We start from the raw sequence: 19,872 nt of genomic DNA, 5'->3' as shown, positions 1-19,872 counted from the left end.
CGCTGCCAGATGCGCCGCATAAGCCTATGCGGCGTATGACAGGATGAAACTTTATTCCACGGTGCGTGGAGCGCCATCAGGACGGTAGTCTGTGGTGTGAAGCGCCAAAGGGAGTGTCAGACCTTACGGCTCTTCGCGAGCAGCAGGTATGGCCGGATCGGACGGATTTCCCAATGCCTAGGGCTGGTTTGCGCCAGAAGGCGGTTGATAGTACCTCGGCGGCTTCCATCAGCCCGTCCGAGGACCTCTGAGCCCCCATGATCCGTCTCGACAATATCAGCAAGCACAACGGCAAGCGTGTCATCTTCATCGAGGCGTCAGCTTCCCTCCAGAAAGGCGAGAAGATCGGTCTCGTTGGTCCGAATGGTGCAGGCAAGACGACCCTGTTCCGGCTCATCACCAAGCAGGAAGAGCCAGATGAAGGCAATGTCGTCACCGACAAGGGGCTGACCATCGGGTTCTTCAGTCAGGACGTTGGCGAGATGGAAGGCCGGAGCGCTGTCGCCGAAGTCATGGATGGCGTGGGCGAAGTCTCCACTGTTGCGGCAGAACTGGCCCAGCTTGAGACGGCATTGGCAGATCCCGAACAGATGGACCAGATGGACGCCATTCTGGAGCGCTTCGGGGAAGTGCAGGCGCGTTTCGAGGAACTCGGCGGCTACGCGCTGGACGGAAAAGCGCGTGAGGTGCTGGATGGTCTCGGCTTCAGTCAGGAAATGATGGACGGCGATGTCGGCAAGCTGTCGGGCGGCTGGAAAATGCGCGTCGCTCTGGCCCGTATCCTGCTCATGCGTCCCGACGCCATGCTGCTCGACGAACCGAGCAACCATCTCGACCTCGAAAGTCTGATCTGGCTCGAACAGTTTCTTGCCAACTACGATGGCGCGTTGCTTATGACGTCGCATGACCGCGCCTTCATGAACCGCATCATCAACAAGGTCATCGAGATTGATGGCGGTAATCTGACCAGCTTTTCAGGTGACTACGAGTTCTACGAACAGCAGCGCGCCCAGAACGAAAAGCAGCAGCAGGCCCAGTTTGAGCGCCAGCAGGCCATGCTCGCCAAGGAAATTGCCTTCATCGACCGGTTCAAGGCTCGTGCCTCCCATGCAGCGCAGGTCCAGAGCCGTGTGAAGAAGCTGGACAAGATCGACCGCGTTGAGCCGCCAAAGCGTCGCCAGACCCTGTCTTTCGAGTTTCCGCCAGCACCGCGTTCCGGCGATGTCGTCGTGACCCTGAAGGGCGTCGACAAGAAATACGGCAGCAAGGTGATCTACGAGGGGCTCGACCTGATGATCCGCCGTCAGGAACGGTGCTGCGTTCTCGGTGTGAACGGTGCGGGTAAATCGACGCTGCTGAAACTCGTTACCGGCACGACGGAGCCGGACGCTGGAACAGTCACGCTCGGCGGCAGTGTGAAGATGGGGTATTTCGCCCAGCACGCCATGGATCTGCTCGACGGCGACCGCACTATCTTCGAGACGCTTGAAGACAACTTTCCTCTGGCAAATCAGGGTGCGCTCCGAGCGCTGGCTGGCGGCTTCGGTTTCTCCGGCGACGATATCGACAAACCGTGCCGTGTTCTATCGGGTGGCGAGAAGGCACGGCTTGTATTGGCATTGATGCTGTTCGATCCGCCGAATTTTCTCGTGCTCGACGAACCAACCAACCATCTCGACATCGGCACGAAGGAAATGCTGATCAACGCCCTGTCGAAATACGAGGGCACCATGCTGTTCGTCTCGCATGATCGACACTTCCTCGCAGCCCTGTCCAACCGCGTGCTGGAACTGACACCGGAGGGCATCCATCCCTATGATGGCGGCTATTCGGAATATGTCGCCCGCACGGGTCGGGAAGCGCCCGGTCTGCACGCATGAACGGGGTAAGGGGGCCTGTGGTCCCTTCCGGGTGCGGGCAGATCCCGCATAAGGGGCAGCCCTAATGGCTCCGCTGGTATTATTCCCGCCGCAGCACCTTGTCCGTGACAAATGACGCCAGCTTGCCCGCAACGAAATCGCGCTTGAGGACAGCTTCGTCGTAATGATGCTCAACCCATTCCAGAAATGGAATGCGTCCTTCGGCTTCGGTGCGATAACGCCAGAAGAAAGCGTCAAGAATCCCGGTGCGGGAGCGGTTGAAATGTCCGAAGCGCCAGGAAAGCTGGCGTAGCGCCTCATCGGTCGTGCCGCCCTCGAACATCACTACGAGACCTGAGGCAAGCCCCGCCCGATCCGCGCCGGATTTGCAGTGCATCAGCATCGGAAATTCAAGCGAGCGATAGAGCGACGCAAAGCGCAGGATGCGATCGCGGTGCGGCGCGCCACGGCTTTCAAACGCCATGTCCACGTGGATCAGTCCCTGCTGCTTTGCCGCATCGCGGGACAGGGCATCGGAGCCACATTTCCGATGCCCGCGCAGATTGACGAGCGTCTTCAGGTGGAAGCGACGTTTCGCGGCAGCAAGACGGGCAGGGGTAGGATGGTTGCAGCGATAAACCTTGCCGGGAACGACTGTGTGGAAATTGGTCCAGACAAGTCTGAAAACCGCATGATCCACGAACAGGCTGTCTACCCAGGCTTTGCGACGGCCGCTCCGCGAGGCCAGACTTCCTTCGAACACAAGGTGCTCCTTTTGTTGGGAGGCGGAGTATAGGGAGAGAGCGGCTTCTCTCCAAGATGGTCAGTCGCATAGGTGTAAGGCGCGCTCACGACGCTCTGTCTTGCTGCCTGAAGAGCGAAAATATGCAGAGATTTTGGTGTAATAACAGGACGATAATCAAAGCATCCTGAACCCTGTCTTATAGGGAAGGCGTGTGAATCCCTCTCGCTGTAACAGAAACGTCTTGAGGACTGAAACAGGCAGGTCAGTTGTTCGGCGAACCTGTCAGCACTCGCCGGGCCGGAGCCGTGAATTCCCAGAACACACCATCCGGATCGTGACGGCAGATAACCTCCGCGCCTTCTATTCCGCGTGGATTGCGTTCGATCACCGCCGTGCCGAAGCCTTTTGTGGGTGGTTCGGTGATCGGGGGACCGCCCCGTTCTTTCCATTGTAGCCGGAACAGTGCGTCGTCGTCCTTTCCTTCAACCTGCCAACTGACGGTCACGGTGCCGGTGTCGTTGGAAAAAGCGCCGTAATGCACAGCGTTCGTCGTCAGTTCGTGAATGACCAGACCGATTTTCTCCACGGCTTCCGCACGCAGCCGGAGACGGGAATCTCCGTCAAGATGAAGTCGGTTGACGCCTGTCTCTCCGTTTGTGGCTGTGTGCGCTATCACAACATCCTCAACACGGGCACCAGTCCATTGCTCCCGCACCAGCAGATCCAGCCCGCGGGCAATGGCGGTGATGCGCTGATCGAGCGTGGTCACAAAGGAGGCGCGCGGGTCCGGAACCGTCCGTCTGAGCATGGCCCGCACGACAGTCAGCATGTTGCGCGAGCGATGCGTGACCTCCCGCAGAAGCATTCCGATGCGATCCTCGTTTTCCTTGACCTCCGTCACATCACGGGACACGCAGAGAATGGCTTCCACGAGACCGTTTGCGTTGAGGAGAGGGGTCAGGACGTTATCCCAGTAACGCGGCGGGGCTCCCGCTATCTGACTGAGGCCGCCAAACCGGGAGCCTTCACCGTTACGGGCTTCTGCCAGCGCCTGTTCGCCCGGCTCCCATGCTTCCTCGGGCAGAAGCGGCAGCCATTTCATGCCGAAACCGGAATCGGCATTCAGCGCCGTGCAGCCCGCATCATTCATGTGAGCCAGTGTGCCGTCGGTATTGATCACCTTGATGCAGTCTGAGCTTACATTGAGCATGGCCATGCGCATGCGGGCTTTCTGGCTGGTCTCATGTTCGCGCAGTTTCTGCTCATGAACATCGGTCAGGATATGGAACCAGAACCGAAGCGTGCCGTCGGGGTCCCTGTGCGGTGCGGCGCGAAACAGAAACCACCGGCCACGACTGGAAGGACTGTGTGAAACGCATCCGGTCAGGCGACACTCCGTCACCTGTTGCTCACCGGTTTCCAGAGACAGCCTCAACGCCTGTTCGATATTTTCCCGATCTTCCGGAATGATCCAGTTGACCCAGGCGTCAGAGGCAAAATCATGCTGCGATCCGCCAGCATGGCTGCGCCAGGCCTTGTTGAAATAATCACTGCGTCGTTCGGGACTGACCACACAGATCAGATCAGGCAGCAGATCGAGCGTGGCATTCATCGAAGACGGAGTGACAGCTAGGGCGATATTCATGGCAGTTCCGGATCTTCAGAAAAGTCTGCACGCGCTGTCTCTGGGCAGAACCAGAATGCAATTCTTCATAAATTACGTATCTTAATTGAAACACGGCACAGGCTTTTTTGTCAAAAAAATGTATCAATCTGACGCGTTTCTTGGGGCAGTCGTCTTCATTTCCAGTTTTTTACCGATAATACCGGTTTGCCGAGCAAGCGGCTTCCTGTCATGGAAGCGCCATGACTGAAACGCGCCCCTTCGAGATCTTTCTGGCAACCATTCCAGGACTGGAAGCCGTCCTGTGTGACGAGGTGCGCCTTAAAGGCTTCAAACGTCCCGTCGCCGTTCCCGGCGGCGTTACAATCCTGGGCGGCTGGCCGGAGGTCTGGCGGGCCAATCTGTGGATTCGTGGCGCAAGCCGGGTGCTGGCCCGCATCGACAGCTTCCGTGTGACGCATCTGGCGCAACTCGATCAACGCGCCCGGCAGGTGCCGTGGGCGAAGATTTTGCGTCCGGACGTCCCGTTTCGCGTCGAGGCAGACTGCACCACCTCGCGAATCTATCACGAGGGAGCGGCGGTCGAACGTATCGCCCGCGCCATCCACGAAACACTGGGCGCATCGGAAGCCAAGGATGGCGGTGTTCTGGTGCGGGCGCGTATTGAACGCGACATCTGCACCATCAGTGTGGATACGTCCGGTGTTCTTCTTCATCGACGCGGCCATAAGGCGGCCGTCAATCGGGCCCCCATTCGTGAAACCATGGCGTCTCTTTTTCTGCGCCAATGCGGTTACACGGGTAACGAACCCGTGGTGGACCCTATGTGCGGCTCAGGCACCTTTCTGCTGGAGGCAGCTGAAATTGCCGTCCGTCTCAATCCCGGACGCTCCCGCCACTTCGCGTTCGAGGAACTGGCGACATTCGATCCCGAGGCCTGGGCTCAGATGCGGGCTGTAAAAAGTGAACGCACGCCTTCCGTCCGGTTTTATGGCAGTGACCGTGATGCAGGCGCCATCGCCATGAGCCGCACCAATCTGGAGCAGGCGGGTGTCGCCGACTATGTGACGCTGCAACAGGCGACAATCAGTGAACTCCAGCCGCCGGAAGGACCGCCGGGTCTGGTGATCGCCAATCCGCCCTATGGCACCCGGATCGGTGACAAAAAGGCGCTGATCCCTCTTTATCGCGCATTTGGTCAGACGCTGACGACCCGGTTTTCCGGCTGGCGTGTAGGGATTGTGACGACGGAAACCGCCCTCGCTCATGCGACAGGCCTGCCATTTCTGCCGACAACAGCGCCTGTTCCGCACGGCGGATTGCGTGTGACACTCTATCATACGGCACCGCTTCCCTGACTGGACAGATATGAAATCTGTTGCTCGTGATGGGCCGCAGACTTGTGTCCCGGCCGCCGGTTTGCCATGCCTGCCTCCGCGAAGGCGCACCCTGCGTCTGTCGGTAACGGAGAGTGCGAGATGAGCGAAGCCCTGAAATGCCCGGAATGTGGATCGGAGCATGTATATCAGGATGGCCCTCTCTGGATCTGTCCGGAATGCGCTCACGAGTGGTCAGGTGAGGCTGCGGAAGCAGGAGAGCAGGGCGAGCGTGTGATCCGCGACGCCAATGGCAATGTGCTGGCGGATGGCGATACGGTCAGCGTCATCAAGGATCTGAAGATCAAGGGATCGTCGCAGGTTGTGAAAGGCGGCACGAAGGTCAAGGGAATCCGCCTTGTCGACGGTACGGATGGACACGATATCGCCTGCAAGATCCCGGGCTTTGGTGCCATGAATCTGAAATCCGAGTTCGTGAAGAAAGCCTGACTTTCAGGAAATTCTGCGCTGCGACTGAAAGAGAGAGGAAAGCCGGTGACCCAGTCGGTTCGCTGGCCTTTCCACTTTCTCATACAGAAGGTGACTTAACGGCAGCGCAATCAGCAGCGTCAGGCAGAACACCATGCCTTCCCGCACCGGCATTGAAAATGCTGGAAGAATGGGAGAAAGCAGCCGCCCTGCAATGGCGATAACCAGAAAATGCACGAGATAAAGGCTGAACGAGATATCGCCCAGCCAGAGCAGCATCCTGTTTGAAAGCAGGCCCGCTATTGCGCCATTTCGAGCCAGCCCGAACAGCAGGAAACCAGCGCAGATCGTCTCTGGGATAGCCAGTTTCGGCGAGTTGAATACAGCGCCCAGCGTTTCCGGTTCGGTCAGCAAGGTGGTGGGAAGCGACATGCCCACCGCTGCGAGCAGAACACCGGCAGACGTGAGAATGACGTTCGTATTCTGCCATCCACGATAGGCGATGATCCCCACAACAAAACTGAAACCGTAGATAAAGGGCAGTCCCTTGCCACCCGCTGGCGCACAGATGGAAAGAGCCAGAGCAAGCAGCGCGACGGGAAGGAACAGTCGGCTTTCATTCCGGCTGGACGCCCAGAGAAAGGGAAAAAAAGCGGCGGCGATCAATTCGACGGCGACGGTCCAGTTCTGGGGCACCAATGCGCTTGAAACCGAGGCAAGGCATTTTGCCAGCAAGCCGGGCGACAGCGGCATGTGATAGGGAAGAAGCGCTTCCATTGACGGGTCGCTTCCTGCCACAGGCCAGTTTGCGAGTGGCGTGCGGGTAAAAAGAGCCGAAAGCAGCGTGACAACCATCAGTGCTGGCAGAATGCGAAAGACGCGACGGGTCCAGAAGGTCAGAACGGTCTCTGCGGAAAAGTCCTGACCCACAAGGGAATGTGTGAGAACAAAGCCACTGAGAACAAAAAAGAGCGTGACGGCCGCAGGCGAATTGAAAAGAAAGAAGACGATGACCGTGGCTGAGTGGCTCGACAGGGGATAGCAGGCCAGAACGTGCCTCAGCACCACGACCAGTGCGGCCAGTCCGCGTACGGACTGTAATGCGTCAAAGCGGACGTTTTTCATCGGTGCGTCTGAGGCGAAAAACGTGGGCGAGAAGACTGCATTGTCGTTTTCGTATCCTGTTCCATATATGAAGAGACCTCTTCACGTCAGGGAAACAGGTATAATCATGTTTTTCAATGACAGGAATTGATGTTTGACTACAGCTTTTGCAGTCTTTCAAAAGTCAGCATCGTGCTCGTGACTTCTGAAAATGATTTTCTCAATAAATATAAGATGAAATGCAAAAACGTTTTTGGCGAAGCTTTTCCAAAATGCTCATGGACGGTCGCAGTTTTAAACTTCCCGTTGCAGATGTTTATGCCTCGCAGGCAAGTTCACAAGCACAGCGCACAGGAGTGTTCTCCATAAGAGCTTCAATCCGGCGACGCACACGCACGGCGGCGGCATCGGTCACGAAATTCGGTTCCTTGCGCGCGTCCGCTTCTGCAAGATGCGGCTCTATTGCTTCTAGAATCCTGATATCCTCGCTCACAACCTGATCGTTGCGCTCTGCATAACTGTTGGAAATATCCTGGTCGTTCAGTGCGAAATTACGCATGATCCCGGCAAAATAATGGGTGCTGTGTTCTGTTTCCGGCGTGATCGCATGGAAAAAGACGAGATCACCTACGCTCGATGTCGGTTCGCCCTCTTCATCGCATGCGATAATCTCGGAACCCGCTGATATGACCAGCCCGACACCAAACAGCTCTGAGCGGCTTCTGATCCGCATCTGCGCGCTGAGAGCGGGAAACAGGGCGTGAAGAGCTTCATCTGTGGTCTTGGGTGGCGAGAGGCGCAGGAAGGCCAGATAGTTTTCCTCGTCGATGATTTCAGAAGGTCTGGTAGGCCCGTTGGCCGCGCAGCGCTGTCCGAGCGTAAGAGGATGCGTGAAGCTGATGTGAGACTGGTCAAAAAGATTTTCGAGCACGATCAGCGATCTGGCCTGCACATGAAAGGTCTTCAGACCAAAGAGCAGAGTCTGGCCCGGCTCAGGTTGAAGACTGCGTGCAGACGGTAGGCGATTCAGGTCAGGCGTTTCCTCTGCGCCGACCCACAGCCAGATAAACGGCGCATCTTCCACAACATGAAATGATTTCAGGTTCATGCCTGCGGGAACATGTTTCTGAAAAGGGAGATGGGCACACACGCCATCAGAACCGAAAGCAGCACCGTGATAAGGGCAAACGATCTGGTCGTTGACGATTTCCGCTGTTTCCAGAGGCATCTGCCGGTGGGGACAGAGTGCTGACACCGCCGCGACGGAGCCTGATCGCTGACGATAGAAGATAATGCGCTCATCTGCGATCGTTCGCATCAGCGGTGCTTCGCCAACTTCATGGCTCCATGCTGCGACATACCACTGGTTGTGGGGGTAGGCCTGCTCGGCAGCAGTGAAAGGATAAAAGGCCATGAAATCTCGCACGCTTTTTGAATAGTCAAAGAGATGCGGCGAGAGAGTTAACAGTTCATTGGGAAAACTGCCGATTGGTTCAGAATTTAAGGTTTGAGCGAAAAAGTTTCGTTCTGTTACGTCGGACGCTGATGAACAGACAAACCTTCTCGCGCTGCCTGTAAACAACCTGCGACAAAAAAACGCCGGAAGGTTCCCCCTCCGGCGTTCCTGATACAGCGCTGGATCAGCAGATCAGAGCTTGCGCTCGACCTGAAGCTCCTTGATCCGGCCAATAGCCTTGGCGGGATTGAGGCCCTTCGGACAGGTCTGCGTGCAGTTCATGATCGTGCGGCACGCATAGAGCTTGAAGGTGTCTTCCAGCGAGTCGAGACGATCACCCTGATGCTCGTCACGGCTGTCCGCGATCCAGCGATAGGCCGCGAGCAGCGTGGCCGGACCGAGGTAACGGTCGCCGTTCCACCAGTAGGACGGGCAGGAGGTGGTGCAGCAGAAGCACAGGATGCACTCCCACATACCGTCCAGCTTGGCGCGCTCTTCCGGTGACTGAAGACGCTCGCCATCCGGCGGAGGCGCGCTGTCGGCCTTCATCCAGGGATCGATGGAGCGCAGCTGGGCATACGCGCCGTCGAGGTTGGACACCAGATCCTTCACGATGGGCATGTGGGGCAGGGGATTGATGATGATATCCCCCTGCATGTCCCGGATCGGCTTGAGGCACGCAAGCGTGTTCTCGCCGTCGATGTTCATCGCGCAGGAACCGCAGATGCCTTCACGGCAGGAGCGGCGGAACGTCAGCGTTGGATCGACGTCGTTCTTGATGTGGATCAGCGCATCGAGAACCATCGGACCGATGGAGTCGATGTCGATCTCATAGGCGTCCATCACCGGATTGCTGCCGTCATCCGGCGTCCAGCGATAGATCTTGAAAGTCCGCACATTCTTGGAGCCGGCGGGGGCAGGAAAAAACTGCCCCTTACCCACCGTGCTGTTACGCGGAAGTCTCAGTTCGACCATCTTCAGTCTCCCTTTTCTGACGGCGGGTTAGTAGACGCGCTTCTTGGGCGGGAAGACCTGAACCTCATCGGTGAGGGTCTTCATGTGCACCGGACGATACGTCATGTTCGTGCCGCCCTTGTCATCCAGCCACGACACGCTGTGCTTCATCCATTCCTTGTCGTCACGGTCCGGATAATCGTCACGGGCATGAGCACCGCGGCTTTCATGGCGGACAAGGCCGCTTTCCAGCGTTACCGTTGCGTTGGCGAGGAGGTTTTCGAACTCAAGCGCTTCCATCAGGTCGCTGTTCCAGATCAGGGAACGGTCGGCCACGGACAGGTCGCCCTTGGCTTTCCAGATATCCTGGATCTTGTCACAGCCTTCCTTGAGGCTTTCCTCGGTGCGGAACACCGCCGCGTGCATCTGCATGTCACGCTGGAGACGGTCACGCAGTTCGGAAACGCGGGTGCCGCCCTTGGCGTAACGCAGCGCGTCAAGACGATCGAGCGCGTTCTCGCCAGCGCCAGCAGGCAGCGGCTTCACGAAGTCGGTCGGCTTGACGATCTCGGCAGCGCGCTTCGCAGCGGCACGACCGAAGACGATCAGATCGAGCAGCGAGTTGGTGCCGAGACGGTTTGCCCCGTGAACGGACACACAGGCCGCTTCACCGACAGCCATCAGACCCGGCACGACGGCATCCGGGTTATCGTCCGTCGGACGGACAACTTCACCGTGAATGTTCGTCGGGATACCGCCCATGTTGTAGTGAACGGTCGGCAGAACCGGAACTGGCTCCTTCGTCACATCCACACCGGCGAAGATGCGGGATGTCTCGATGATGCCCGGCAGACGCTCATGCAGCAGGTCGGAGCCGAGATGCTCCAGATGCATCATCATGTGATCCTTCTTCGGACCACAGCCACGGCCTTCGCGCATCTCGACCGTCATGGCGCGGGACACAACGTCACGGGACGCCAGATCCTTCGCCGTTGGCGCGTAACGCTCCATGAAGCGCTCGCCTTCCGAGTTGGTCAGGTAAGCGCCCTCACCACGGCAGCCTTCCGTAAGCAGGCAGCCTGCCGGATAGATGCCGGTCGGATGGAACTGCACGAACTCCATGTCCTGCGTCGGCAGACCGGCGCGCATGACCATGCCGCCACCGTCACCCGTGCAGGTGTGGGCCGAGGTGCAGGACTGGTAGGCGCGCCCGTAACCGCCCGTCGCCAGAACGACCATCTTCGCGTTGAAGCGATGGATCGTGCCGTCATCCTGACACCACGCCATCACGCCGCGACATGCGCCTTCCTCATCCATGATGAGGTCGATTGCGAAATATTCGACGAAGAATTCGACGTCATGCTTCAGGCACTGCTGATACAGCGTGTGCAGGATCGCATGACCCGTGCGGTCAGCGGCGGCGCAGGCGCGGGGCACAGGAGCCTTGCCGTAGTCGCTCATGTGACCGCCGAAGGGGCGCTGATAGATCTTGCCCTGTTCGGTGCGGGAGAATGGCACGCCGAAATGTTCGAGTTCGTACACGGCGGGGACTGCCTCGCGGCACATGTACTCAATCGCGTCCTGATCGCCCAGCCAGTCCGACCCCTTCACGGTGTCGTACATGTGCCAGCGCCAGTTGTCTTCAGCCATGTTGCCAAGGGAAGCGCCGATGCCGCCCTGTGCTGCGACCGTATGGCTGCGTGTGGGGAAAACTTTCGTGACGCAGGCGGTGGACAGGCCAGCGGCGCCCATACCCAGCGTTGCACGGAGACCCGACCCGCCGGCGCCAACCACGACCACGTCATAGGCGTGATCAACAATGCGGTAGGCCCCCCGAGAAGGAGAGGAATTAGCGTTCATAGTGACGGCGCTCCCGTTGTCTTGCGACCAGTCAATGCATCAGAAAAACCGGCGAAGCCTGCTGGCCACGTCGGTCAGCGGCGATCAGCCTTTAGAGGCAGGGCGACCAAGGGCCAGTTTCAGCACCGAAACGATGCCGAGCAGGCCAAGAAGTCCTGTGCCGATCTTGACGAGTAGTTTTGTGGGGGCGTGAGCCTTGCCATGCACATAATCGTCCACGATCACCTGCAGCCCGACTTCCGCATGATAGAAGCTGGTGGCGACCAGAGCGGCGAGGAGCGTCGCGTTGACCGGCTTGCCGCCCCATTTGGCGACCTGCTCATAATCCGCTCCGCCGAGACGGAACATCTGGATCACGAACCAGCCGGAGAGCGGCAGCAGGCTGGCTGCTGAAACACGTTCCACAATCCAGTGGCCAGTGCCGGAATGACCGGAGCCGAGGCCACGGGCGCGGCCCAGCTGTGAGCGCATCACGGTGCGATGCGTGGGAGACGTTGCATTCATCTCAGGAAGCCTTCTTCAGCAGCTTGGCGCGATGCCGTGCGCGACAGCAGGAGACACCGAGCAGGGCGGTTGCGAGCGTGACGCCCACACCGGCGATGACGCCAAGCGCCACTGGACCGTCCTCGTTCAGTTCCTTCTTGTCGTAGCGATGACCGGCATCCCAGATGAAGTGGCGAAGGCCACCGACTGTGTGCCAGACTAGGGAGAGGATCCATCCGAACAGCACGAGCTGGCCCAGCGGATTGCCTGTCACCTTGCGGGCGCTTGCAAAGGATTTCGGTCCTTTTGCGAGGGCCGCCAGCCAGAAGACACCCAATGCTGAACCGCCGGTTGCCACCACACCCGTAATTCGGTTCGAAATGGAAAGAAACATCGACAGGCGCATTTTATAGACCTGAAGATGCGGTGACATCGGTCGTCGTATTAGAGTGCCGTCACTTCGGCTCCCGACATAGAGCGCTTCCCGGACATCCTGCATCGTCGCCTCGTCATCTTGTCCATGTAAAACACCGCACGGAAGGCGGCGCTATTCCAGAACCGGTCCTACGCCGCAGGATTTTTGTGGTCAATTGAACGGGGAAACACGAGACCGAGAGGGGGCCTCACGTTTTGGGGGATGCAGGGTCGCCGGGAACGGGGGCATTCTGCCTGAGATGACGCTTGGACTGTTTCAGGGCGTATAAACCGCCTGAAACAGTCATCTGGCCGACGGGTTGTATCAATCCCCCGTGACCGGCGGCCTTCTGCGCTTTAGTTGCGATGAGGCAACAGATCGAGAGCAATCATCGTCTCGGCGATCTGCACGGCGTTCAGGGCAGCGCCCTTGCGCAGATTGTCGGACACACACCAGAAAGCCAGACCGTTCGGCACGGTCGGGTCGATTCGCAGACGGGAGACATAGGTTGCGTCTTCGCCGACGCACTCGATGGGGGTCACATACCCACCGTCCTCGCGCTCATCGAGCAGCACGACTCCCTCGGCTTCACGCAGCGCCTCACGCGCCTTCTTGAGGTCGACCGGTTCCTCGAACTCGACCACGACGGCTTCCGAGTGACCGATGAAGACCGGCACGCGCACGCAGGTGGCGAGAACCTGAATCTCCGGGTCGAGAATCTTTTTCGTCTCGACGGTCATCTTCCACTCTTCCTTGGTGGCGCCGTCATCCATGAAACGATCGATCTGCGGAATGCAGTTGAACGCGATCTGCTTCTGGAACTGCTCGACCTTTGGGGGATCGTTCACGAACGTGCCCTTGGTCTGGGCGAACAACTCGTCCATGCCGTCCTTGCCTGCGCCTGCGACGGCCTGATAGGTCGCGACGACGACGCGCTTGGCCGTAAACAGGTCATGCAGCGGCTTCAGCGCCACGACCATCTGGATGGTGGAGCAGTTCGGATTCGCGACGATCCCGCGCTTGGCCTTCTTCAGATCGTTCGGGTTCACTTCCGGCACGACCAGCGGGACATCCGGCTCCATGCGGAAGTGGGAGGTGTTGTCGATTACGATGCATCCGGCTTTTGCGGCACGAGGACCGTGAATGGCGGACACGCTCGCGCCCGGCGAGAACAGGGCGACATCCCAGCCAGCAAAATCGAACGTCTCGAGATTCTGGACTTTCAGCGTGCGGTCCCCGAAGGAGACTTCGCGCCCGGTCGAACGCGGTGACGCCAGAGCCACGATCTCGTCGACGGGAAACTCCCGCTCGTGCAAGGTCTTCAGTATTTCGCGTCCGACAGCGCCTGTCGCGCCCACGACCGCTACGCGATAACCCATCTCAGTTCCTCTCCTGCTCCACGCTCACTGTGGAATGCCACTGTAGAATTGCGAGTCGACACCTATAGCAGGAACGTGGTGCGTGGAAGGCTTATCGCAAGCCCAGAGAGTGCGTTCACATCAGAGGACAGGTCATTCGCGCAGTGAACAGGAAGAGAGAGTTGCAGGAGAAACAAGCCTGCAATTCACGGCCGACTTTGCGGTTGTGCCGCGTTTCCGCCTCATTAAGGTTCAAGAGTCTGAATGCGCTTCGGTGATAACTGGCTTGCCGGGGCCATCACTGAAAAGGAAAATCCATGATCTTTCGTCGTTCTGGCGTTCTGGCGCTTGTTGCTGGCCTGTCGTTTGCCGGTGTCTCCGCTTCTCATGCACAGTCTTTTGGAGGCATTGCCAAAGGTGCAGAGCAGGGTGCCCTGCAAAGCGTGACGGGTTCTTCCGGCGGCACATCCGGCCTGCTCGGCAGCCTTGGCGTTCCGTCCCTGTCTTCTGCCAGCTCAGGTAACATCGCTGGTCTGCTGGGCTATTGCGTTCAGAATGATCTGGTCAGCAATGTTTCTTCCGCCAAGTCCACGCTGAACACTTTGACAGGCAAGTCCGATGTGACCAGCGACACGTCCTACGCTTCCGGCCAGCAGGGACTGCTTCAGCTTGCTGACGGCAACCAGCTGTCCCTGTCGTCTCTGAAAGCCGCTGTCCGCAAGAAAGTGTGCAAGGCCGTCACGAGCAAGGCTTCCTCACTTCTCTGAAAAGGGTAGCGAGCCTGCCGCCGTTAAAACATTCGGCGGCAGGTTAAATAAAAACGCCTGATGCTGTGCAGGCGCACCTTTGATTCGAAAATCTGTTGAGCAGAGTACTGTGAAGGTGGAAGCTGCCTTTTTCGCCTCGGCATGCAGACCATACAAACAAGAAAGCCCCGGTCTTTTGAACCGGGGCTTTCTTCGTCAGATGCGAAATGGAAAGGCGATCAGAGCTTCTCGACCTGCCCATATTCCAGATCGACAGGTGTGGAGCGACCGAAGATGGAAACGCTGACCTTGAGGCGCTGCTTCTCTTCGTCGACTTCCTCGACAACGCCATTGAACGAGGTGAACGGACCGTCTGCAACGCGGACCTGTTCGCCAACCTCGAAGGTGACGGAGGAGCGCGGACGCTCAACGCCTTCCTGAGCCTGCTTCATGATCCGCTCGGCTTCCGCCGCAGGGATGGGGCTTGGACGGGTCTTGGAGCCAAGGAATCCGGTCACTCTGGGAGTATCTTTCACCAGATGCCAAGCGTCATCCGTCAGTTCCATGTTCACCAGGATGTATCCCGGGAAGAACTTGCGCTCGGAATTGACCTTCTGGCCCCGACGGATCTCCACCACTTCCTCAGAAGGGACAAGAACCTGTTCAATATGGTCGGACAGCCCTTTCTGGGCAGCCTCTTCCATGATCTGGGTGGCGATTTTCTTCTCGAAACCCGAATAGACGTGAACGACGTACCACCGCTTGGCCATACCGGTCCTCTAGCCTCCCAGTCCGAAAAGTTCTCGAACGCCGAGCCCGATAGCCTGATCGACGACGAAAAAGAAAATGGAAGCGAGTGTAGCCATCGCGAGTACGGCTCCCGTTGTCACCAGCGTCGCTTTCCGTGACGGCCACGTGACCTTTTTGGCCTCGGCTTCTACATCCCGGAGGAATTTGACTGGGCTGGTTGACACGAAAAAACCTTCTCTTTCGACCTGCCATCAATCCTTCGTGGATCGAATCCGGCAGACCGGTAACACTCGCCAGAAACCGACCGGAGCCGGCAACCTGTGCCAGCCCTGTCCAGCGTCGGGACTGGTCCCGTTGAGACTGAATTCAGGCTGATTTGGCAGGGGCGGAGGGTCTCGAACCCGCAACCTCCGGTTTTGGAGACCGGCGCTCTAGCCAATTGAGCTACACCCCTGCGGTACCATCCCGAGTGACCCCGAAGCAGACCGAAGTCTTTTTCGCTGTTTCCACTCAGGTCGGGCACAGGTGGCGGAAAAGAATATGTTGCGCGTTTAAAGTCAAGGGGAGGGAGCGGGAATTGCTCCGGAAAAATGTTCTTCGCAACCGGAAGAGAGTTGAAAATCCGCCGGAAATTCCGGGTTTTTACGAGAATTATTTTCTGTGAAAAAAGTCGCTCATGCCTCCCGACGCATAAGGGCAAGGATAGAGGCTTGCGTCGTCGGAAAGGGAAGTTATATAAGCGCCTCGGATGCGGGCGTAGCATAGTGGTAATGCAGTAGCCTTCCAAGCTTCTGAGGAGGGTTCGATTCCCTTCGCCCGCTCCAGATTTCCTGTATAAGTAAAATACGCAATGTGACTAAGTCGGTCAGGCTGGGCTATTCCCATTTGCCTGCGCTTTGTCATGTCTGCCGCGCTGTCAGGAAAAGAAACGATGCCTCAACAAGTCACCCAGCCGGATTCCAGACGACATCAGTGGCTTGTGCTGGCGTCCTGTTGCCTCAGCCTGCTGCTGGTGATGATGGACGTTACCATCGTCAATGTCGTGCTGCCTTCCATCAAGCAGGCTTTCGGAGCCAGTCTTTCCGGTCTGCAATGGATTGTGGACGCCTACACGTTGACGGTTGCAGCCCTGCTGATGGCGGCAGGCACTCTGGCGGACCGGTTTGGCCGCAGAAAAGTGTTTCTGACAGGCATCGTGATTTTCTGCACCGCATCCGCGTTCTGCGGATTGGCCCTTACACCAACACAGATGATCGTGGCGCGGATTCTGCAGGGCGTAGGCGGCGCCATGTTGAACCCGGTCGCGCTCTCCATCATCGCGAATACATTTCTGGACCCCGGCGACCGTGCGCGTGCGATCGGTTTGTGGGGCATGATGTCTGGCATCGCTCTGGCGCTGGGGCCGGCTGTCGGCGGATTCATCGCCGATGTCCTGAACTGGCGGGCGGTATTCTGGATCAATGTGCCCGTGGGGCTGATTGCCCTGGCGATGACGATTCGTTTTGTTCCCGAATCGCGTTCACCGATTCCGGCGCGATTCGACCCGGCGGGGCAGGGACTGGCCGCACTGACGAGCATGGCGCTGGTGGGCGCGCTGATCGAAGGTCCGGATCTGGGGTGGCAGAGCACTCCGATTCTGGGACTGCTGATCCTGTCCGTCCTGTCGCTGGTGGCATTTCTCATTGTCGAGAAACGCAGCACACACCCCATGCTGAATCTTGGCTTCTTCCGTTCCGTTCCTTTCGCCTCAGCCACTGTGCTGGCTGTGCTCTGTTTCGCGGTTTTTTCGTCGCTGCTGTTCCTGAGCACCATCTACCTCCAGGACGTAAGAGGATTCGCGCCCGGTGCAGCGGGCTGGAAACTGATGCCTTTCGCCGTGGCCGTGGTGATCGCAGCTCCGCTTTCCGGGCGGCTGGTGGCAGCGCAGGGCGCGCGCGTGCCGTTGGTGCTGTCCGGTTGTGGGCTGGCTGGCGGAGCATGGATGCTGACCGGACTTTCTGCGGACACGTCACCGCTCTGGCTTGCGATGGCTTATGCGCTGACGGGCGCAGGATTCGGACTCTGTAACGCCCCCATAACCAACGCCGCCGTATCGGGGATGCCGAGACGGCAGGCCGGACTCGCGGCTGCCGTGGCTTCTACGAGTCGACAGATCGGGGCAGCGCTCGGGGTGGCGATAGCCGGCAGTTTGCGTGGTGCTGGGATTGTCGCAGAAGACAGGGCGGAATTTGCTGCCTCATTTCTGCATCTTAGCTATTTCGTCTGCTGGATCGCGGTGGTGCTGGGAGGCAGTGTAGTGCTTGTGGGAGCGCTGGCGACAAGCGGCTATGCACGGGCAAGCGCGGAGCGGGTGGCAAGCGATTTTTCCTGAGTAAGCTGAACAAGCCCGGATTGTTGCCGGGTTGAAATATTAGGGGAAGATTGACTTCTCTTCATCTGGTCTGTTGCGCGCCGATAGTCACCATGCTAGAGGCCGCGACAATAACAAATGCGACCGGGTGTGCTTTCTGGTCTGGTGCAAAACCCGACCGGGACCGCGCAGTCCGATGCCCTTGGGGAACGCAGAAGGAAACAGCCGACAGTGGCCACTGCCGTAACAAGTACCCGATCCGCTGCTCAGTCCCCGGTGGGGACAGGCGGCCTCGCCGGGCGGTATGCGACCGCGCTTTATGAGCTTGCCGCTGACAAGTGGAAGCTCGACGAGGTCCTCCCCCAGGCCGATGCTCTCGCCAGACTGATCGACGAAAGCCCTCAGTTCGCGGCAGTCCTTCAGGACACGCGTCTTGATATCAGAGACGCCCGCAAGGCTGTTCTCGCCGTGATCAAGCAGCAGGGCTTCAGCGAACTGATCATCAATTTTGTGGGTGTGATCGCTGACAATCGTCGGCTGTCCCGCCTGCGCCAGATTCTGGCGGCGTTTGCTGCTGTGGCTGCCGCCCGTCGTGGGGAGGTGTCTGCCGAGATCGTCAGCGCGCAGCCCCTGACGACAGCGCAGCGCGCCCAGTTGCAGGGCAAGCTCGCCGAAGCCGGTTATTCGCGTGTCGTGCTTCAGGAGCACGTTGATCCCGAGATCCTCGGTGGTCTTGTGGTGCGCGTTGGCCCTCGCCTTGTTGACACCAGCCTGCAATCCCGCCTTGTACGCCTGCATTATGCCATGAAGGGAGCCGCGTGATGGAAATCCGTCCCGCTGAGATTTCGGATATCCTGAAGCAGCAGATCGCTTCATTCGACACGGCGTCAGAAATCGCCGAAACAGGAACGGTCCTGACCGTTGGTGATGGTATCGCCCGCGTTTACGGTCTTCAGAACGTCATGGCCGGCGAGCTCGTCGACTTCCCGACGGCCGGTCAGAAGGGTATGGCCCTCAACCTTGAGAACGACAACGTTGGTGTCGTTATCTTCGGTTCCGATACGGAGATCCGTGAAGGCGACACCGTCAACCGTTCCGGTGCGGTTGTTGAGGTTCCGGTCGGCAAAGGTCTGCTTGGACGTGTTGTCGATGGTCTCGGTAACCCGATCGACGGCAAGGGTCCTCTGACAGACGTCACGATGAAGCCCGCCGAAGTCAAGGCTCCGGGCATCATGCCGCGCCAGTCGGTCAGCGAGCCGATGCAGACAGGCATCAAAGCGATCGACGCTCTTGTGCCGATTGGACGTGGACAGCGTGAGCTGGTGATCGGTGACCGTCAGACCGGCAAGACCGCAATCCTGCTCGACACCATTCTGGCTCAGAAAGAGGTAAATGCGCTCGGCGACAACAAGAAGTCGCTGTATTGCATCTACGTCGCAATCGGTCAGAAGCGTTCCACGGTTGCCCAGCTCGTTCGTACGCTCGAAGAGCGTGGCGCGATGCCTTATTCCATCGTGGTGGCTGCAACGGCGTCCGACCCGGCTCCGATGCAGTATCTGGCGCCTTACTCCGCCTGCGCCATGGGTGAGTATTTCCGTGACAACGGTATGCACGCCCTGATCTGCTACGATGATCTGTCGAAGCAGGCTGTTGCTTACCGTCAGATGTCGCTGCTGCTGCGTCGTCCGCCGGCTCGTGAAGCCTATCCGGGTGACGTCTTCTATCTGCACTCCCGTCTGCTGGAGCGCGCTGCGAAGATGTCCGACGCCAATGGCGCCGGTTCGCTGACGGCTCTGCCGGTCATTGAAACGCAGGCTGGTGACGTCGCCGCCTACATTCCGACGAACGTGATTTCCATCACGGACGGTCAGATCTTCCTTGAGACCGACCTGTTCTACCGTGGTATCCGTCCGGCTGTGAACGTTGGTGGTTCGGTTTCGCGTGTTGGTTCTGCGGCGCAGATCAAGTCGATGAAGCAGGTTGCCGGCAAGATCAAGCTTGAGCTTGCCCAGTATCGTGAGATGGCTGCGTTCTCCCAGTTCGCATCCGACCTTGATCCGGCTACGCAGAAGCAGCTTGCCCGTGGTGCCCGTCTGGTTGAGCTTCTGAAGCAGCCAGAGTCTTCCCCGCTATCTGTTGAAGAGCAGGTTGTGGTGCTGTTCGCAGGAACGCGTGGCTATATCGACAGCATTCCTGTCGAGAAGGTCGTGCCTTGGGAGACGAAGCTTCTGGCTGAACTGCGGAGCCCCGCCAAGGACATTGTCCAGGCGCTGCGCACCGAACGTCAGATCACCAAGGATCTTGAAACGAAGATCGGCGAGTTCCTTACGGACTTCAATCGTCGTTTCACAGCCTGATCGCGA

General features: G+C 58.6%; 18 protein-coding genes and 2 tRNA genes. 8 read left to right on the top strand and 12 right to left on the bottom strand.

What is annotated here, in order from left to right:
* The first annotated feature begins 257 nt into the window (after positions 1-257).
* Entirely contained in the window at positions 258-1,880 is a 1,623-nt protein-coding gene (locus B3759_RS12140; RefSeq protein ID WP_291366144.1) for an ABC-F family ATP-binding cassette domain-containing protein, read from the top strand.
* 79 nt (positions 1,881-1,959) lie between these two features.
* On the opposite strand, the gene B3759_RS12135 is transcribed toward B3759_RS12140, so the two are convergent.
* Both B3759_RS12135 and B3759_RS12130 read right to left on the bottom strand, forming a co-directional pair.
* A complete protein-coding gene (locus B3759_RS12135) occupies positions 1,960-2,622 on the bottom strand; it encodes a tyrosine-protein phosphatase (protein ID WP_291366143.1) in 663 nt (220 codons plus the stop codon).
* Between the two features lie 244 nt (positions 2,623-2,866).
* Positions 2,867-4,249 (bottom strand): sensor histidine kinase, encoded by a 1,383-nt coding sequence (locus tag B3759_RS12130; RefSeq protein ID WP_291366142.1) that lies wholly within the window; start codon positions 4,247-4,249, stop codon positions 2,867-2,869.
* Between the two features lie 221 nt (positions 4,250-4,470).
* On the opposite strand from B3759_RS12130, the gene B3759_RS12125 reads away from it, so the two are divergent.
* Positions 4,471-5,586 (top strand): THUMP domain-containing class I SAM-dependent RNA methyltransferase, encoded by a 1,116-nt coding sequence (locus tag B3759_RS12125; RefSeq protein ID WP_291366141.1) that lies wholly within the window; start codon positions 4,471-4,473, stop codon positions 5,584-5,586.
* Between the two features lie 120 nt (positions 5,587-5,706).
* Complete coding sequence (locus B3759_RS12120) at positions 5,707-6,054, top strand: zinc ribbon domain-containing protein YjdM (RefSeq protein WP_099348582.1); 348 nt, start codon at positions 5,707-5,709, stop codon at positions 6,052-6,054.
* Between the two features lie 3 nt (positions 6,055-6,057).
* Here the strand turns inward: B3759_RS12120 and B3759_RS12115 are convergent, their stop codons facing one another.
* From B3759_RS12115 to B3759_RS12085, 7 genes are all read right to left on the bottom strand, one after another.
* A complete protein-coding gene (locus tag B3759_RS12115) occupies positions 6,058-7,158 on the bottom strand; it encodes an acyltransferase family protein (RefSeq protein WP_291366140.1) in 1,101 nt (366 codons plus the stop codon).
* Between the two features lie 295 nt (positions 7,159-7,453).
* Positions 7,454-8,551 (bottom strand): aromatic ring-hydroxylating dioxygenase subunit alpha, encoded by a 1,098-nt coding sequence (locus B3759_RS12110; protein ID WP_291366139.1) that lies wholly within the window; start codon positions 8,549-8,551, stop codon positions 7,454-7,456.
* A 234-nt stretch (positions 8,552-8,785) separates the two neighbouring features.
* Positions 8,786-9,568, bottom strand: a complete 783-nt coding sequence (locus tag B3759_RS12105; RefSeq protein WP_291366138.1) for a succinate dehydrogenase iron-sulfur subunit — start codon at positions 9,566-9,568, stop codon at positions 8,786-8,788.
* Between the two features lie 27 nt (positions 9,569-9,595).
* A complete protein-coding gene (sdhA, locus tag B3759_RS12100; RefSeq protein WP_291366137.1) occupies positions 9,596-11,407 on the bottom strand; it encodes a succinate dehydrogenase flavoprotein subunit in 1,812 nt (603 codons plus the stop codon).
* 84 nt (positions 11,408-11,491) lie between these two features.
* Entirely contained in the window at positions 11,492-11,911 is a 420-nt protein-coding gene (gene sdhD, locus B3759_RS12095; protein WP_291366136.1) for a succinate dehydrogenase, hydrophobic membrane anchor protein, read from the bottom strand.
* A 1-nt stretch (position 11,912) separates the two neighbouring features.
* Positions 11,913-12,389, bottom strand: coding sequence for a succinate dehydrogenase, cytochrome b556 subunit (gene sdhC, locus B3759_RS12090; protein WP_010668720.1), 477 nt, complete (start codon positions 12,387-12,389; stop codon positions 11,913-11,915).
* A gap of 272 nt (positions 12,390-12,661) precedes the next feature.
* Positions 12,662-13,684, bottom strand: coding sequence for an aspartate-semialdehyde dehydrogenase (locus tag B3759_RS12085; protein WP_291366135.1), 1,023 nt, complete (start codon positions 13,682-13,684; stop codon positions 12,662-12,664).
* 296 nt (positions 13,685-13,980) lie between these two features.
* On the opposite strand from B3759_RS12085, the gene B3759_RS12080 reads away from it, so the two are divergent.
* A complete protein-coding gene (locus tag B3759_RS12080; protein WP_291366134.1) occupies positions 13,981-14,430 on the top strand; it encodes a DUF2501 domain-containing protein in 450 nt (149 codons plus the stop codon).
* 218 nt (positions 14,431-14,648) lie between these two features.
* Here the strand turns inward: B3759_RS12080 and nusG are convergent, their stop codons facing one another.
* The 3 genes from nusG to B3759_RS12065 form a co-directional block, all read right to left on the bottom strand.
* Positions 14,649-15,179, bottom strand: coding sequence for a transcription termination/antitermination protein NusG (nusG, locus tag B3759_RS12075; protein WP_010668723.1), 531 nt, complete (start codon positions 15,177-15,179; stop codon positions 14,649-14,651).
* Between the two features lie 9 nt (positions 15,180-15,188).
* Entirely contained in the window at positions 15,189-15,383 is a 195-nt protein-coding gene (gene secE / locus B3759_RS12070) for a preprotein translocase subunit SecE (RefSeq protein ID WP_026200153.1), read from the bottom strand.
* A gap of 153 nt (positions 15,384-15,536) precedes the next feature.
* Positions 15,537-15,613: transfer RNA gene (locus tag B3759_RS12065), tRNA-Trp, on the bottom strand.
* A 296-nt stretch (positions 15,614-15,909) separates the two neighbouring features.
* Between B3759_RS12065 and B3759_RS12060 the strand changes: the two genes are divergently transcribed.
* From B3759_RS12060 to atpA, 4 genes are all read left to right on the top strand, one after another.
* Positions 15,910-15,983 (top strand) — tRNA-Gly (locus B3759_RS12060).
* 107 nt (positions 15,984-16,090) lie between these two features.
* A complete protein-coding gene (locus B3759_RS12055; RefSeq protein WP_291366133.1) occupies positions 16,091-17,530 on the top strand; it encodes an MFS transporter in 1,440 nt (479 codons plus the stop codon).
* 117 nt (positions 17,531-17,647) lie between these two features.
* Positions 17,648-18,331 (top strand): F0F1 ATP synthase subunit delta, encoded by a 684-nt coding sequence (locus B3759_RS12050; RefSeq protein ID WP_291366132.1) that lies wholly within the window; start codon positions 17,648-17,650, stop codon positions 18,329-18,331.
* A complete protein-coding gene (gene atpA, locus B3759_RS12045) occupies positions 18,331-19,866 on the top strand; it encodes a F0F1 ATP synthase subunit alpha (protein ID WP_291366131.1) in 1,536 nt (511 codons plus the stop codon). Before B3759_RS12050 ends, atpA begins: the two co-directional genes overlap by 1 nt.
* The last annotated feature ends 6 nt before the right edge of the window (positions 19,867-19,872 follow it).

The sequence above is a fragment of the Acetobacter sp. UBA5411 genome (genome assembly GCF_002409645.1).
Taxonomy (GTDB): Bacteria; Pseudomonadota; Alphaproteobacteria; order Acetobacterales; family Acetobacteraceae; genus Acetobacter.
The sequence above is the reverse complement of the archived record's forward strand: the minus strand, read 5'-3'. Positions and strand labels throughout refer to the sequence as shown.

Coding starts and splice junctions, on each gene's coding strand:
- B3759_RS12140 (WP_291366144.1), top strand. CDS start 258: ATGATCCGTCTCGACAATATCAGCAAGCACAACGGCAAGCGTGTCATC.
- B3759_RS12115 (WP_291366140.1), bottom strand. CDS start 7,158: ATGAAAAACGTCCGCTTTGACGCATTACAGTCCGTACGCGGACTGGCC.
- nusG (WP_010668723.1), bottom strand. CDS start 15,179: ATGGCCAAGCGGTGGTACGTCGTTCACGTCTATTCGGGTTTCGAGAAG.
- B3759_RS12055 (WP_291366133.1), top strand. CDS start 16,091: ATGCCTCAACAAGTCACCCAGCCGGATTCCAGACGACATCAGTGGCTT.
- sdhC (WP_010668720.1), bottom strand. CDS start 12,389: ATGCAGGATGTCCGGGAAGCGCTCTATGTCGGGAGCCGAAGTGACGGC.
- B3759_RS12130 (WP_291366142.1), bottom strand. CDS start 4,249: ATGAATATCGCCCTAGCTGTCACTCCGTCTTCGATGAATGCCACGCTC.
- B3759_RS12105 (WP_291366138.1), bottom strand. CDS start 9,568: ATGGTCGAACTGAGACTTCCGCGTAACAGCACGGTGGGTAAGGGGCAG.
- sdhA (WP_291366137.1), bottom strand. CDS start 11,407: ATGAACGCTAATTCCTCTCCTTCTCGGGGGGCCTACCGCATTGTTGAT.
- sdhD (WP_291366136.1), bottom strand. CDS start 11,911: ATGAATGCAACGTCTCCCACGCATCGCACCGTGATGCGCTCACAGCTG.
- B3759_RS12080 (WP_291366134.1), top strand. CDS start 13,981: ATGATCTTTCGTCGTTCTGGCGTTCTGGCGCTTGTTGCTGGCCTGTCG.
- B3759_RS12125 (WP_291366141.1), top strand. CDS start 4,471: ATGACTGAAACGCGCCCCTTCGAGATCTTTCTGGCAACCATTCCAGGA.
- B3759_RS12110 (WP_291366139.1), bottom strand. CDS start 8,551: ATGGCCTTTTATCCTTTCACTGCTGCCGAGCAGGCCTACCCCCACAAC.
- B3759_RS12120 (WP_099348582.1), top strand. CDS start 5,707: ATGAGCGAAGCCCTGAAATGCCCGGAATGTGGATCGGAGCATGTATAT.
- atpA (WP_291366131.1), top strand. CDS start 18,331: ATGGAAATCCGTCCCGCTGAGATTTCGGATATCCTGAAGCAGCAGATC.
- B3759_RS12050 (WP_291366132.1), top strand. CDS start 17,648: ATGCGACCGGGTGTGCTTTCTGGTCTGGTGCAAAACCCGACCGGGACC.
- B3759_RS12085 (WP_291366135.1), bottom strand. CDS start 13,684: ATGGGTTATCGCGTAGCGGTCGTGGGCGCGACAGGCGCTGTCGGACGC.